This window comes from Pseudorhodoferax soli (assembly GCF_003337555.1).
Classification (GTDB): domain Bacteria; phylum Pseudomonadota; class Gammaproteobacteria; order Burkholderiales; family Burkholderiaceae_C; genus Pseudorhodoferax; species Pseudorhodoferax soli.
Genome location: NZ_QPJK01000011.1, coordinates 139,479 through 154,118 on the forward strand (window position 1 = coordinate 139,479; position 14,640 = coordinate 154,118).

Consider the following 14,640-nt stretch of genomic DNA (forward strand, 5'->3'; position numbering starts at 1 on the left):
ATGCAGGAACGCATGCAAGCGGCGGCCACGCTGCCCGTCGATGCGCCGCGCGCGCTGCTGGTCGGCCGCGTCTGGGTGCCCGGCCCGGGTGGCGGCCCCACGCTCGTCACGGTGCGCGACGGCGCGCTGGTCGACCTCTCGGCGCTGGCGCCGACCATGGCCGCGCTGTGCGCCCGCGAGGACGCGGTGGCCGCCGTGCGCGCCGCCGACGGCCCGTCGCTGGGCCGGCTCGACGACTGGCTGGCCAGCACGGCAGCGCACGGCCCCGATCCGGCCCAGCGGCACCTGCTCGCGCCGAACGACCTGCAGGTCGTAAAGGCCGCCGGCGTGACCTTCGCGGCCAGCATGGTCGAGCGCGTGATCGAAGAGCAGGCCCGTGGCGACGCCAGCCGGGCCGAAGCCATCCGGCGCCAGGTCGTGGCCGTGGTCGGCGACAACCTGTCCGGCATCCGGCCCGGCTCGGCCGAGGCGCAGCAGCTCAAGGAAGTGCTGCTGGCCCAGGGCCTGTGGTCGCAGTACCTGGAGGTGGGCATCGGGCCCGACGCCGAGGTCTTCACCAAGGCCGCGCCGCTGGCCTCGGTCGGCACCGGCGTGCCGGTGGGCCTGCACCCGGGCTCGTCGTGGAACAACCCGGAGCCCGAGATCGTGCTGGTGGTCGACCCGCAGGGCCGCACCGTGGGCGCCGCGCTCGGCAACGACGTGAACCTGCGCGACTTCGAAGGCCGCAGCGCGCTGCTCCTGGGCAAGGCCAAGGACAACAACGGCGCCTGCGCGATCGGCCCCTTCATCCGGCTGTTCGACGCCGACTTCGGCATCGCCGATGTGCGCCAGGCCGTGGTCCAGCTGCGCGTGGAGGGCGAGGACGGTTTCGTGCTGGAAGGCTCCAGCTCCATGGCGCGCATCAGCCGCGACCCGCTGGAACTGGTGCGCCACGCCATGGGCCCGCACCACCAGTACCCGGACGGCATGCTGCTGTTCTGCGGCACCATGTTCGCGCCCACGCAGGACCGCGGCGCGCCGGGCGCCGGCTTCACGCACCACGAGGGCGACCGCGTGGCGATCCGCGCCGAGCGGCTCGGCAGCCTGGTCAACCGCGTCGGCCGCAGCGACCGCATCCCGCCCTGGATCTTCGGCATCGGCGCGCTGATGCAGAACCTGGCCGCGCGCGGGCTGCTGGCGCCGCGGTCCTGAGCGGGGCGTTGGCGGCAGAATCGCGGCCACCCATGGAAGAAGAAACGAAACGGCGTGCGCGGCGGCGCCCCGGCACCGCCGCGGTGACGATGGCCGACGTGGCCCAGGTGGCCGGCGTGTCGGCGCAGACGGTCTCGCGCGTGCTGCGCGATCCGGCCGGTTGCACGCCCGAGACGCGCGAACGGGTCGAAGCCGCCATCCGCAGCACGCGCTACGTGCAGAACCTGGCGGCCAGCCACCTGGCGTCCAACCGCAGCATGACGGTGGCGGCCGTGATCCCGCAGATCGCGGCCTCGGTGTTCGCCGAGACGCTGCAGGGCCTGTCCAACGTGCTGCTGCAGGCCGGCTACCAGGTCATCATCGGCCACAGCGACTACAGCCACGAGCGCGAGGAAGACGTGGTGCGCAGCCTGCTCGGCCGGCGGCCCGATGCCTTCTTCCTGGTCGGCACGCGGCACACCGACGCCGTGCGCGAGATGCTGCAGCGCGCCGCGATCCCGGTCGTCGAGACCTGGGCCTGGACGCGCAAGCCCATCGACCAGCTGGTCGGCTTCTCCAACCACGAGGCGATCGCCGCGGCCGTGGCCTACGTGCAGCGCCGCGGCTATGCGCGGCCGGTGTTCGTCGCCGCAGCGCGGCCGGGCGACGACCGGGCGCGCGAGCGGCTGGAGGGCTATGTGTCCGGCATGGCGCGGCACTACGCGGGCCAGCCCGCCCGCACCGTGGTGATGGAGGACCTGCCCTACACCATGGGCAGCGGCCGTGTGCTGCTGGACGCCGCGCGCACGCAGTTTCCGGACAGCGACGTACTGCTGTTCTCCAGTGACCTGCTGGCCTCCGGCGCGCTGCTGGCCTGCCAGCGCCAGGGCATCGCCGTGCCGCGCCAGCTGGCCATCGTCGGCTTCGGCGACTACGAGGTCGGGCGCGAACTCAATCCCGGGCTGACCACGGTGGCTGTGCCCACGGTGCGCATGGGCGAGGAGGCCGCGCGCATGCTGGTGCAGCGGCTGCGCGGCGAGCCGGTGGCGGCACGCCGGCGCGATCTTGGCTTCGAGCTGATCGAGCGCGGCAGCGCCTGAGCCCTCTCTATGCCTTCTCTTCGTTGATGATAGTGAGGTAGCCGCGACCCATCTTGAGATGGTGCATGCGCTATGGATTGGCCCCATCAGAATTCGGGTGGCATCGGCTTTGACATCGGCGCGCTGATGCGGCGCCTAACGGAACGCGACTTGCTTTGACGCGACCGGCTTGGCGGCAGAATCCCGTAACCCATGACGGAAGAGGCCATACGTGGCAGCAGACGCCGCCAAAGAGCCGGCTTGGTGGCATGCCCACGTGTCGGTTCAGACTGTCTCGTGCGTACGTCGCAGTTCCGATTGACTTACATTTCAACGCGCTGAGGTAACAAAAACGTCATCTTTCGGTCCGCGAACGCGAGGTTTCCCTTCCGAAACTAGCAGCCATGCGCAGATGTTGCGCAGGCTCTAAACGAAAGGAACCTCACATGTCCCGCAATCGCTTCACCTTCATCGCTCTGGCCGCTCTGATGGCGATCGGTGCCCAAGCCCAGGCTTCCTCCAAGGCGCCGTTGACGCGCGAGCAGGTCCGCGCCGAATACCTGCAGGCACGCGCCGAAGGCCGCCTGTCGCCGACCGGCGAAGTCGGCTACGTGTCCCAGGTGAGCAAGTCCAAGAGTTCTGTCACCCGCGCCGAAGTGCAGCGCGATCTGGCCGTCAACGGCCCGCAGATCATGGGCGAAGGCTCGGACGTGGGCAACAGCCGGGCTGCTTTGAGCGTGCGCAGTCGTGCCGATGTGCATGCCGAAGCCGCGCAGGCTGTGCGCGAAGGCACGATGGGCGGCGGCAAGCTTTGATGAACTGTGTGTGGGCGCTTCGCGGCCTTCGGCATTGCCTTGGTCGCGAACGCGTTGAAGCTACTGATCGTCGCATGAACGCCATCCATCCCGAGGATCGACCCGCATGAAAGCAGTGAAGCAAGCCTCCCATTGGATCGCCAGTAGACCAGAAGCGGACGGCTCTATCGTCGTCGCCGACTTGATCATTGCATTGGAATCGAAGCAGCCCTTCGAGGTGCATCGCCTCTCTGGGCTCGACGACGAACACTTCGCGCTGACCTTGGGTATCCTGGAAGACTGGCGATCGGTAAAGCGGCAGGCCGGCAAAAGCAAGCTGTTGGATTTGGCGCTGCAACTGAGAGCGCTGAAGGCCACCACGGGCTGAGCCGTTCAGCGACGACCGCCGACTTGCTGTGTTGGAACAGACTTTGATGCACGTCACCCGACAGACAGTGGTGGGCGCCAACTCATTTGTGGACGGAACCTTTCGCAGCTCTCGAATCTCGTCGCATCGACCGGAGCGATGCAAGTTCAAGCGATAAAGGTTATGTGAAGGAAAGTGGTGATTCCCTTTGCCAAATGAGAAAGGCCCTGTGCGGAATGCACAGGGCCTTTCGAGGCTGACTTCAATCAAAACGCTTCAAGAGCGCACTTCGCCCCAAATCTGCTTTGAGATTTCATCCATTTCTTTGTCAGCCCGTCTAAGGGCCAACATTGCTTGAAAAACCAATCCGGCAGGGACCGACATCACGATCAGTCCGAGCACCACGCGTAGAAAGACACTCATTTCTTCCATGGCCGCTCCCTTCTAAGTCGGATTCTAGTCAACCTTGCCCAATTCGATCAGCATCTTGCGCGCCCTTTCGACGCGCCGCCAAGCTGCCCAGTTGATGGACATCCATATGACTACCGCAAGGAAGAACATGAGCACATCCATCGTTGCCCTAAGTGTCCCAGATAGCCCAATTGAATGGACCAACCAAGTGTAAGCAGAGAAGCTGGTGACTGCCATTGGCATTCCCGTCTTCTCGTAGACGTGCCCGATTCGTTCCATTCGTTCCAGTTCGGTCTTGAGCTCTCGCTTGCCGAGCAAAAGGTAATTTCGGATCTCCTTGCGCTGAGCGAATGAAAGCGGGGAAGACGGATCGTTGACGAGCTGCTCCAGCCCTTCGATCGGAATGACGCGGTACTTGGCCTTCAGGCCTTGCTCGCGGTCTTTGCGTGCTCTGGAGGCTTCGGCTGCCAGGGCGTGCAGGTTGGGTTCTTGTTGGTGTGACATGCATCGATGCTCCTAGTTGGGCGCGAACACGCCACCGGTCCCAGCGGAACGATGAGACGCCCGCGCGGGTTGGATGACTGGCTTGGCCAGCTCTTGGAAAGCTGACGTCCGGATCTCAAAGCCTGATCCGGTTCTGTCGGGCACATGGGCCACGAACTTGCGTCGATCGTATCCGCTGGAGACGGCGCCAATCCAATGGCCCTATATCACGTTGCGCTTTCGTGTCGCTTGCATGGCTTGCAACGAGTGGTCACTCGGCAGCTGAATCGCTGAAATGCAACGCGAAACGCGCGAGATCTCACTGCTACCTTACACGACATACATTCTCTAAATTTATTTGCACTTCTCGTCATCAGAGTGGCGGATAAATAGGAGAAGGGTTAATGCTGCCGCTATGAAAGTGGTGTAGCAAAGCCGGCAGTGCAGGACTCCGTGATTGAGAGTTTTCCAATCAGCGGAGTTACACAATGCTTACGTTTACAGTGGTCGCGCCAAAGGGCGGTGTGGGTAAAACGACACTCACTGCGAACCTGGGAGGTCTTCTCAGGGACTTTGGCTTTCGAGTGCTCCTGATTGACGCGGACGTGCAGCCGTCGCTTTCGAAGTACTTCGAGCTTGGCCACATTGCCTCGTACGGCGTGACAAAGCTCGTCTCCGAAGGCTTTCTCACCCGGGACTGCATCTCGACGGTGCGTCTGCCGTTCGGTGAGGGCGGCTTCAAGGGCGTGGCCGAGCTGGACCCGATGCCGGACATTGACATCGTCCTGTCCGATACGCGCGAGGGCAAGCTGCAGGACTGGCTTGGCCAGCGGCTCGACCGGCTGGTGCGCATCTCCATGGCGCTGAACCAGCAGGCCGTGGCTAGCGCCTACGACTTCACCATCATCGACACGCAGGGCGCGCTGGGCCACCTGCAGGACGCGGCAGTCAATGCCGCAGACATCCTGATCTCGCCGGTCACACCGGACGTACTCTCCGCGCGCGAGTTCATCGATGGCACGCGGCACCTGATCAAGCGGCACGAGGAAGCCGCCAACATGGGTTTCAAGGTGCCAGCCATGCGGGCGGTCATCAATCGCACGGAGAACACGCGCGACAGCCGTGAGATGTCCAGCCTCATCCGAGAGGGCTACCTGCAGATGCGCGGGCGGGTCAGCACGGTGCAGACCGCCATTCACAGCGCGGTGGCATTCCGAAAGGCGGCCACGGCCCGGGTTCCTGTGCATTGGATCGACCCGCAGCGTGCAGCCGACGCGATGCACATGCTGCTGTGGGAGCTGATCCCCTCGCTGCAGGGTGTCTACGCACCGAACCACCGTAACCACGGCGTCCCGGCTCCTGTGTTTGCCGAGGCGGTCATGGAGTCGTCCGGCATCGGGCTGCAATGAGGGCCATGCCATGCGTACTCCTGAAACCCTCACTGCGACGCAGCGAGAGGCACGGCTCCGTGCCCTCGACCCCGGTAGCTGGCCAGGCGCGGACCAGGCCGTTGCCCATCCTTCCCACGAGAACTCCATGAACTCCAGCCTGGACAGGGCCCGCGCGTCATTGATGTCGACGCTGAACGAGCGGCCGAGTGCCTCGGCGCATCTCGATCCGCGGATGGAAATCGACGGCGCGGTCACGATTTTGTCGATCGACGACATCGACTTCTACGAGCACAACCCGCGCGTTTCACGAAACCCCAAGTACGCGGAGCTGCGCCAGTCGATTGCAGCCGATGGGATCACCAACATTTTGACGGTCACGCGCCGGCCGGGCGGAACGAGGTACTTCCCGTACGGAGGTGGCAACACGCGCCTGGCGATCGCGAAGGAACTGCACGCCGATGGCGACAGCCGCTTCGCGCAGCTGCGTGTCGCCATCAAGGCCTGGAAGAGCGAATTCGACGTGGTCGCGGCGCACCTGGTAGAGAACGAGAACAGGGGTGATACCTCGTTCTGGGAAAAGGCGCTGGGGGTGCAGTCGTTCAAGGAGGAGTTCGAGAAAGAACACCCCGAGCAGTCACTGATCGGGAGCGAACTGCACCGCGAGCTCAACAAGCGCGGGATGAACTTCGGCGTCAGGATGATCCAGAACTTCATGTTCGCGATCGAGTTCTTGCGGCCGATCGGTCCGTGGCTGCGCGCGTTCGAGGTCAACGTGACGCTGCGGCCCCGGCTGTCCGGATTCCTGGATGTCGCGGGGCGGTTCGACAAGAGCGACGAAGCTGCTCAGGTGGTCTTCGCGTACCTGGAAGCTTCCGCATCCGGCCTGCGCGAGCTCGAGGAGCGCAACCGACTTCGGGATCCGTCCGAGCATGTGCCAGTTGAACTGGAGGCGGCACGCGTCGTACGCGACCTCGCACAAGCCTTGGCGGACCTCCTGGGGCTCGAGCGCTCCGGTTTCGAGCGCATGGGGGAAGCCATCGCGGCCGACCCACGGCTGCAAAGCAGCGACCTGCTCGCCCTGCGTCCGCCTGCGAGCGTCTCCACATCCTCTTCCACAGCAAGCGCACGCCAGGAGGCCTTTAGGGCGCTGGCGGAGCCTGTGGTAGCGCCGGCGGGCGCGGCCGACAACCTGCAGCCAGTTCCGCCAACGCCCAGCCCCACTGTCCAGAGGCCGCTGAGCCCGATGGCCGGCGTTGTCGCGGGGACGCAAGCGAGGCACCCGTCAGAACTGCAGCATGTGCATCCAGGTCGCGCCGGAGATGTCGTCTCCGAATCCCAAGGCGCCCATCCGGCGGCCGAGCAGGCAGTTTCTGTGCGCCGTGCGCGCATGCGTGATCAGATGGTGCAGGCCATCACCGAAGTTAACGGCGTGGTGCCAATTCACGACTTCATGCTGGCCATCGACAGCATGCCGTTCGGCTTCTTTGCAGACATCCCGGAGAACCTCGCGCGCATCGGTGATCTGGACGTGTCGAGCCAGATGGAGCGCCGCGGCATGCTGTGGCACTTTCTGGCGTCCATGTCTGGCCAGCTGCATGAACAGCACTGGCGAGCGGTCGCTGACGATCCCTTGATCCAGGCGACGCGCTGGGCGCGAGAGCGCACGCAAGGCGCGATGGCGTTCGCGCGGGTGCTTGGGGAGAGCATTTATGCCGCTTGCGGCCTGGTCGATCGCGAGCAGGGGGTGTTCGAGCTGCACATCCCCGCCAACGTCCTCTGGACGCTGCTGAGCGATCCTGAGCTGGGGGCCTCGCTATCCCGCGTGATTGAGCTGCGCCGTTCGCTGCAGCAGCTGGAGCCCGACAGCCACATGCTGCGGGGTGTCCAGCTTCGATTCAACCCAATGTCCGAGACCCCGCCTGGAAGGAGCACGCCATGATCACCGTTCAACTTCAAGAGAACGGCTTCGTCAATCTGGCGCTGCAGTCCGTCATCCAGCAGATCGAAACGGAGGAGGGGCTGGACCTCTTGCTGCGCCAAGGGTGCCCGGCGAGCCTGCTGGACGACCTTCGCCAGCGCAAAGCCCGCGACCTGCTCGAAGTGGCTGGCCGGCTGCGCACGACGTACGTCCTGCTATCCATCAAGGAGATCGTAGGAGAGTTGCATCGCCTGGACCGGATCCGCGAAGACCAGGAGCTGTACGAGTACTTCATCATCCACGGTGCCAACCGGAACATGGTTTGCGAGATGTGGAAGCGGTCCCATGACGAGGTCGCCTCCATGCGCAAAGCCTTGCTGCCCGGTGGCGGCGCCAGCCCTGGGCGGACCCCGCTGCCCAAGGACCCCGCGGTCCGTGAAGCGATCCACCAGGCATGGGCCGAGATCTGCACGCAGCATCCAGATGCTACGTATCGCAGACTGTTGTACCAGCTTCACCAGCGCTTCATGGCGCACAGCATCGACACCCTCGTCTCGACGCTGGAAGAGTTCAAGGAGAAGGACAAACCGCGCGGCCGCCGGTCTGCATCGGTGACCGCACCCGAACCGCGCGAGCTGCAAGGCATCACCGGGCTGGTGCAGCGGAAATGAGGCTGGACTCCACGAATCGCAGACCTCGGCAACGGGCCCCAATACTCCGAGAGCCACCCCCCCCTGCTGTCGGCGTGGATGGTGATGAAGCACTGCGCGAAGAAGCGCGCTTCCTGCACTGGTTTGGACAGGAAACGATCGCCTTCAACCGCGGCTACGTCGAGATCACGGGCAACGTGGTGTCGGCGCTGTGGCTGTCGTACGTGCTCGAACGCATGTCCGTGGAGCTAAGCGCCGAGCGGGCGCATCTGCAGGACGAGGGCTACCGGTTTCACATGACCGGAGCCGACTGCGAAGCCGCGACGGGCATTACGCGAGCACAGCAGGCGGGATGCAGGCGTCAACTTGAAGATCTGGGTCTGCTGCAGGTCGACGGGGTGCGCGGCAAGACCGGCAGCTACACCGTGAACTTGAGTCGGTTGCGCGAGATCATGACCGACCAGTCCAAGCCGCTCCTGGCCGCCTTGCAGCAAGCGCGGGCTTGCCAGGGCAGCCCTGGCGCAAGCGCTGAAGGCGGCACACGCGATGCCTAAGCAGGCATCCAGCGCTGTGGCCTTGGCCACCATCCGCGGCGAATCTAGTCCCGCGGATCCGAAACTGACGATCTCGATGGAGAGCGAGCTGGTGCTCCAGCACCTCAATGCCCGGGGCTTCGTTCCCTTCCATCCAACGCTTGCACAACATCTCGGCCACAAAGCTGCGCTGTTCCTCGGCTTGTGCCTGTACTGGTCGCGGCATGCCGCCAAGAACAACCCGCAGCGACAAGGGTGGTTCTACCTGTCCTCGCACGAGATCGCGCAGGCGACTTCGCTGTCGAGGCGCGAGCAGGACACGGTGAGGGATGCCCTTGGGACGGCGGGTCTCCTGGAGCAGCAGCTCGTCGGCAGGCCAGCCAGGATGCACTATCGCCTGAATCTGCGCCATCTGGCGAACCGCCTCGAGGTCATCGATGCGGGAACGGCGACCGTGGAGACGGCCTGGGCCTGGTTCCAGAAGAGCGTCAGCTTCTACCGCCCCTTAGGTGATCTGGCTGGAAGTGCCGCCGGCGGGCTGTTCCTGTCGTTCGTTCTTCGGCGCCAGCGCAAGGCCCTTCTCGCTGGCCACAGCGCTGATGTGATGCGCGTCGAGCCTGCTGAGGTCGAGCGCGTGCTGTGCTTGTCGCCGAAGGTGCAGCGCAGCGTTCGCCAACGGCTGATGCAACTGGGGATCCTGACGCTGCCGACGAACGCAGCCTCCATGGTGCATCTCAACATCCAGGCAATCCTTGCCTGCGTGCGCGGCCAAGGCGTCGCGAAGCTGCGCAGCGTGCCTGAGAAGACTGCGAAGGGGATCGAGCCCCAGCAGCGGAGCCTCGGTCTGATCGTGCAGCCGAGCCTGCTCATTGAATGCGAGCCAGGTGCCCGACCACAGGCAGGCCAGTTCAACGGCTTGGCGTTGCTCCGTACGGCAATGTTCGACACCTACCGCCGTGGACATGAAGTTGCTGATTTCCAGCAACTTCACTATCCGTCGGCGGCAGCGTCCCAAGGGGCTGTGACGGTAGGTGCAACAGTGGTCTCTCCTCTGAGCGACCCTGCCCAAAGCGCCATGCTTGCGGCTGCGCCAGGTGCCCAAACCGCCAAACTTGTGCCGGTCCAAAGTGCCCAAAGCGCCAAACTTAGGGTGCCCAAACCGCCAAGCTATATACAAACAGGTTCTACAAACACTACGACAACAAACCTGCGCAGCCAGGATGCGGCCCGCGCAACGCAGGAGGGTTGTCGTCGTCGTTCAGTTGAGCCGGTCCAGCAAGCACCGTGCGCCGATCAGCTCGACGGCCTGATCTTCCCGGGACGGCTCCCGGTGGGTGTCATCGATGGGCTGCGCTCAGCACTGTCGCAGGCACCCGTCGAATTGCGGCAGCGTCTGCTCGACGAGCTCCAAGGGCAACTGCGGATTCCGACCAAGACGATCCACAACCCTGTCGCTTGGATGTTGGGGTTGATCCGCGCGTGTGCTGCCGGAGCCTTTCTTTCCTTCGCTGATCAGGTTGCCAAGGAGCGGCAGGACCGTTGCGTCAGCGCTCAGGTCGAGCCAGGCCCCACAACGCCTCTGGTCAGGAGCCCTGAAGTCCGCGAGGAAGCTCGTAGAAAGCTCCAGGCGCTGCGCCTTGAGTTCAAGCAGAAGGTGGGTCGCTGATGTCGCCTCGTGTTCTTGACGAACGTGCAGGTGGGGTGAAATCCCCCTCACTGGCTGACGTGGATCAAAACGATCCACGTGGCAATCATTGCCATGTGGATCGAAATGAGCCACGCAGCATTCCCGAAGCGGTGTCGAGCCTCTCGCCGACGGAGCAGGTTTGTTCGAGGGAGCTCGATGTCGACGGCCGGGATCTGTTCATCCACCTCCTCCTGAGCCTGCGCCACTTTGCCGATGCCGCTGTTCTCTGGGTGCTGCTCAAGGAACGGGCTGACGTCAAGGAGTTCACCACCACATCCATGTTGATGTCGCATGTGCAGCTCAGCGGCGTCCTTGATCGGAATGCTGCAAAGCGCTCGTTCAAGAGTCTGCAGGAGCAGAGCCTCATTCATGTGCGCATCCACCGCAAGACCGCAACGCTGGTCAAAGTCGACCGCGCAGCAGTGCTGCAGCTCCTTCGGCGGCCTCTGGACGGCCGCTTGCCCGGCCTCAGCGCGAAGCTGTTTCCGTTTCTAGATGCATGGTCAGAAGAGCGAGGGCGTTGTTCCTCAGGGATCCCGTCGAGCTGGCCAGACGTTGATGCTTCCCCTCGTGGCCTAGAGCCCGTCCGCAGTTCCTCCGCATCTGAGCCTCAGGGCGGTGCGACCCCACCTCCACTCAACTAGGAGACTCCATGGCTACCGCATCCACCAAGAAGGCCGTCGTGAAGACCGCCGCTGTCCCAGCTCAACAGCCGGTCGCTGCAGCACCGATCGACGCCGCGCCGCGCGCGCCGGCGCTGATCGGCGGCCCGCTGCCCTCGGCCTTCCTGACGGAGCCGAACTCGCCGTTCCCGGACGGCTACTCCATCGCCCGCGAGCGCGAGCTGCTGGGGCCGCACATCGCGGAAGGCCTGGAGGACAAGCCTTTCGGTGCTCTGTATGACCGCTACATCGAGCTGCTCGACCGGGAGGACCGCGTCCAGACGCTGAAGGCGGAGTACGAGCGGAACATGGGTGCCGACCATGAAGCATCGCGCGAGGAGGCGATCGGCATGCGCCAAATGGGTCGCCTGGTCGACGACACCGTCGACCAGATGGAGGTGCACACGCTGGAGGCCTATCGGCTTTTCCTGGGCCGCCGGCGCGAACCCGGGACGAACGCTGCGCCAATCATCGGCGGCAAAAGGATGGGCGCCGTGCTGCGCTCGCTCTGGCTGCTCACCGGCCGGGACAACCCGTACGCGGACTGGTCTCTGATCCGGCACGAACACGCCATGAAGGAAGTCCACGCGAAGCTGCAGAAGGCCATCGCTGACGCGCAGGCGCTGCTCGCCGCGCAGCAGAAGTGGGGCATGACCTTGTCGGTCCTGCGCTCGGAACAGCCCAAGGTCCTGAACCTGGGTTTCCGCTCGCCTTACGGGTATGCCGTGATGCAGCTGGTGGGCCTGTACGACTTCTTCATCCGGTTGATGAAGACGCTCGAGCGCAAGTCGTTACGTACGGACGATGTGGTGCGCCAGTCGATCTCCGATGTCAATCGCACGATCCGCCGCGTTTGGTACGAGACCGCCAGGTTCGACCGCTGGCTGTCTCGGGAGGAGATCAAGGATCTGTGCCGCAGCGACTTCGCCGAGGGCATTGGCGAGGATGCCGCCAAGCGTGCCCAGTTCGCGCTGGAGGTGTTTGGCGCCGTCCCCAGCGACGTGTTCGGCTGCGTCCTGAAACCGACGCACTCCCGCCGACACCTGCGCGAATCGCCCGAGGAGCGCAAGTTCCTGGCGCACATGCGCCTGCAACTGGCCCGCGCTGAGGCAGCGGAGGAGGAGGGCGACGCTGGCGGCAGCGGTCCCGCGGGTACGGCTGGCGCAGGAGGTTCGTCGTGACGCTGGAGCAGTTGACATCGCATCGCGCTGGGGCCAATGCGTCTGCGGGTGCGGGTGTGGTCGTGAACCTGGCGCAGGAGCGAGCGAGCAGAGGTGTACCAGCCGTTCCTGTGCGAGGCTGTGTCAACGTGGCTGTCTGGGCGGCAGATACGGTGGCAGGCCGACGGTGTCAAGACGCGGTTGACACAAAGGGCCTTAAGGGTAGGGGGACGCTGATCGAGTTGCGCCACTACGTTGACAAGCTCGCCGGGATCGAGCGCGAGATGGTCGATCTCAGCACGTTGTCCAAGCTGGCCCGCACGCCGGTCTACCTGATGGTCCACCGCCGCGGATCGACGGGGTATGCGTTCCTGCGGTGGCGCGAGTCTGGCGCATCCAAGCGGCACCTGTCGCTGGAGCAGATCCGCAAGCTGGTCGAGGGCTGGCCCACGGAGTCCCGCGCGTGGGTCGAAGCCATGTCGCAGAACGCCTTGAGCCTCAACGAGGCGCACCTGCATGCCCGCGATGCGCTCAAGAAGATCCGGGTTGACGTTCTCGCGCGCGAACAGCACGTGCTGCCACGCGTGGTCTGAGACATCCACGATTTCTCTGGCGATGGTGTGTGGTGCCGCACCGGAGCCTTTCATCCCCAGCACCAAGGAGAGCAACATGCAGAACCTGTTCATCGGCAAAGGCAACCTGGCCAAGTCGCCCGAGGGCCAGCACATCCGGCGCAAGGACGACTCCGGCGACTTCTTCGTGGCCACCATGCGTGTGATGTTCGGCCGGTATGCCCGGGACAGCGAGGGCAACATCGAGCAGGTCGGCGGCTTCTGGCGCGAGGTCGAGATCTATGGCCCCAAGGCGCAGGACGTCTGCAAGCACCTGCGCAAGGGCGCCCGGGTTCTCGTCATCGGCGAAGAGCGTGAATTTATCGGCAAGGACGATGACGGCAACGAGGTCGAGGTCATCAAAGTGGTAGCCGAGGACGTCGCGCTTGTCCTGACCCGTGTCGAGGAGATCCGCTTTGCGCCGGCCCGCCAGCGCGAGGAGGAGATGGCCGACTGACCTGGTCAGGGCTGACAAAGAAATTCCCGAACTACCTTGTGGTGCCAGTGTGCCGACAGTACCTGCACAAGGAGATTCGAATGCCAGCATCGAACAGCGCATCGACGCCCGAGAGCGTCAGCGCAGCTGCCATCAAGGAAGATGCGCTCGCCAAGGTCCTGCAGCACGGACCAGAGACCCTGGAGGTTCTGACGCGCGTCACCGGATGGGGCGAGAAGGAAACCCAGCGCACGCTGCTCGCCCTGATCGCAGGCGGGCGCGCCAAGTGCACCAACATCAATGGCCGCCGGATGTTCACCGCCAGGCCGCTGGGGGCATTGACGACCGGTCGGCCAATGCATGTGACGGGCTCATGAAACCCGAAATGTGCATATTCACCCGAGGCCTATTGCAGTGGAGTCATTCTGGCCGAGTAAGCTCATGGCGCTGGGCTTGTTGCCCCCTGTCCACTAGGAAGTGTGGGCTGAAGAAGACCAGATCTCTCCCGCTCGCCCGGAGCGAAACCCGGGCACTAAATTTTCCATTGCTGGCCTTACCCGCGCGCAGCGTTGCGAGGCACTTCATGCCAGGCTCTGACTTCGGCGGAGCTGGTGCCGCAGGGCGTGGCACCGGATGTATCGATGGTTGGCGATCGATGCCCTTCCTGCTAGATTCCAATGGTGCTTGCTCTGCGGAGCACTCGCAGTCGCTCAGCCTTTGGAAGCGGCATACCGGTCCCCAAGATCGGCAAGGCAGTCATCGTTCATTAACCCTCTGGGAACCACTTCCCAGATGGGCAGTGGTCTCCCAATGTTCTGGAGATCACCATGCAACAGTCCTCTTCCTCGAAGAGCGATGCCAGCGGCTTCAACCCGCGTGGCGTCGACATGCAACACCTGCACCAGGTGTTCGAGCGCGTGCACGACGTCGTTGTGGCCCGCATCGTCATCGCGCAGTTCGATGCGAATCCGCGGCTCAAGGACGCCTTCCCGGGCGTGCACTTGAAGGCGCTGGAGACCATCAAGCGTGCGCACATCCGATACGCCAAGGCTCATCGCGCTGGCGTGCGGTTCGCAGCTGTCACGCAGGCCTGCCGCGGCATCGCGTCGTGGATCGCACTGTGTGTTCGTGGGTGCCTCGCATCGGTGCGTGCCGCCCATCAACGCCGGCGTTTCGTCGCGAGCGTGCGTGCGCAGGTGCGGATCCCTCGGGTCGCGCACAACCAGGACGCGCAGGCCGAAGCGCGTCATCTGCGCCGCGTAGCCTGAGGAAAACCGCGGGGGCGGGG

General features: G+C 64.4%; 17 protein-coding genes. 15 read left to right on the top strand and 2 right to left on the bottom strand.

Annotated elements, in window-relative coordinates; genetic code table 11:
* The 4 genes from DES41_RS31280 (at position 1) to DES41_RS31295 (ending at position 3,431) form a co-directional block, all read left to right on the top strand.
* Positions 1 to 1,191 (top strand): fumarylacetoacetate hydrolase family protein, encoded by a 1,191-nt coding sequence (locus DES41_RS31280; RefSeq protein WP_114471538.1) that lies wholly within the window; start codon positions 1 to 3, stop codon positions 1,189 to 1,191.
* Positions 1,192 to 1,223: 32 nt separating this feature from the next.
* Complete coding sequence (locus DES41_RS31285; protein ID WP_114471539.1) at positions 1,224 to 2,270, top strand: LacI family DNA-binding transcriptional regulator; 1,047 nt, start codon at positions 1,224 to 1,226, stop codon at positions 2,268 to 2,270.
* A gap of 425 nt (positions 2,271 to 2,695) precedes the next feature.
* A complete protein-coding gene (locus DES41_RS31290) occupies positions 2,696 to 3,064 on the top strand; it encodes a DUF4148 domain-containing protein (RefSeq protein ID WP_170168342.1) in 369 nt (122 codons plus the stop codon).
* A gap of 106 nt (positions 3,065 to 3,170) precedes the next feature.
* Positions 3,171 to 3,431 (top strand): hypothetical protein, encoded by a 261-nt coding sequence (locus tag DES41_RS31295; RefSeq protein WP_114471541.1) that lies wholly within the window; start codon positions 3,171 to 3,173, stop codon positions 3,429 to 3,431.
* A 255-nt stretch (positions 3,432 to 3,686) separates the two neighbouring features.
* On the opposite strand, the gene DES41_RS38570 is transcribed toward DES41_RS31295, so the two are convergent.
* Together DES41_RS38570 and DES41_RS31300 are read right to left on the bottom strand one after the other, a co-directional pair.
* On the bottom strand, positions 3,687 to 3,842 hold the full coding sequence (locus tag DES41_RS38570) for a hypothetical protein (RefSeq protein WP_170168343.1): 156 nt from the start codon (positions 3,840 to 3,842) through the stop codon (positions 3,687 to 3,689).
* Between the two features lie 24 nt (positions 3,843 to 3,866).
* Positions 3,867 to 4,325, bottom strand: coding sequence for a hypothetical protein (locus tag DES41_RS31300; protein ID WP_114471542.1), 459 nt, complete (start codon positions 4,323 to 4,325; stop codon positions 3,867 to 3,869).
* 467 nt (positions 4,326 to 4,792) lie between these two features.
* Between DES41_RS31300 and DES41_RS31305 the strand changes: the two genes are divergently transcribed.
* From DES41_RS31305 to DES41_RS31355, 11 genes are all read left to right on the top strand, one after another.
* Entirely contained in the window at positions 4,793 to 5,713 is a 921-nt protein-coding gene (locus tag DES41_RS31305) for a ParA family protein (RefSeq protein ID WP_114471543.1), read from the top strand.
* 127 nt (positions 5,714 to 5,840) lie between these two features.
* Positions 5,841 to 7,634, top strand: coding sequence for a hypothetical protein (locus tag DES41_RS31310; RefSeq protein WP_114471544.1), 1,794 nt, complete (start codon positions 5,841 to 5,843; stop codon positions 7,632 to 7,634).
* Entirely contained in the window at positions 7,631 to 8,284 is a 654-nt protein-coding gene (locus tag DES41_RS31315) for an STY4526/YPO1902 family pathogenicity island replication protein (RefSeq protein WP_114471545.1), read from the top strand. Before DES41_RS31310 ends, DES41_RS31315 begins: the two co-directional genes overlap by 4 nt.
* A gap of 74 nt (positions 8,285 to 8,358) precedes the next feature.
* Positions 8,359 to 8,817 (top strand): hypothetical protein, encoded by a 459-nt coding sequence (locus DES41_RS31320; protein ID WP_114471546.1) that lies wholly within the window; start codon positions 8,359 to 8,361, stop codon positions 8,815 to 8,817.
* 22 nt (positions 8,818 to 8,839) lie between these two features.
* On the top strand, positions 8,840 to 10,462 hold the full coding sequence (locus tag DES41_RS31325; RefSeq protein ID WP_147282999.1) for a hypothetical protein: 1,623 nt from the start codon (positions 8,840 to 8,842) through the stop codon (positions 10,460 to 10,462).
* 59 nt (positions 10,463 to 10,521) lie between these two features.
* Entirely contained in the window at positions 10,522 to 11,127 is a 606-nt protein-coding gene (locus DES41_RS38085) for a hypothetical protein (RefSeq protein WP_147283000.1), read from the top strand.
* 8 nt (positions 11,128 to 11,135) lie between these two features.
* Positions 11,136 to 12,326, top strand: coding sequence for a PFL_4669 family integrating conjugative element protein (locus DES41_RS31335; protein WP_114471549.1), 1,191 nt, complete (start codon positions 11,136 to 11,138; stop codon positions 12,324 to 12,326).
* 221 nt (positions 12,327 to 12,547) lie between these two features.
* The gene (locus DES41_RS31340; protein WP_114471550.1) at positions 12,548 to 12,898 is read left to right on the top strand and encodes a hypothetical protein; all 351 of its coding nucleotides are present in this window, start codon (positions 12,548 to 12,550) and stop codon (positions 12,896 to 12,898) included.
* 76 nt (positions 12,899 to 12,974) lie between these two features.
* Positions 12,975 to 13,373, top strand: coding sequence for a single-stranded DNA-binding protein (locus tag DES41_RS31345; protein WP_114471653.1), 399 nt, complete (start codon positions 12,975 to 12,977; stop codon positions 13,371 to 13,373).
* 80 nt (positions 13,374 to 13,453) lie between these two features.
* The gene (locus tag DES41_RS31350; protein ID WP_114471551.1) at positions 13,454 to 13,729 is read left to right on the top strand and encodes a hypothetical protein; all 276 of its coding nucleotides are present in this window, start codon (positions 13,454 to 13,456) and stop codon (positions 13,727 to 13,729) included.
* Between the two features lie 510 nt (positions 13,730 to 14,239).
* Positions 14,240 to 14,620 (top strand): hypothetical protein, encoded by a 381-nt coding sequence (locus DES41_RS31355; protein WP_147283001.1) that lies wholly within the window; start codon positions 14,240 to 14,242, stop codon positions 14,618 to 14,620.
* Positions 14,621 to 14,640 lie beyond the last annotated feature (20 nt).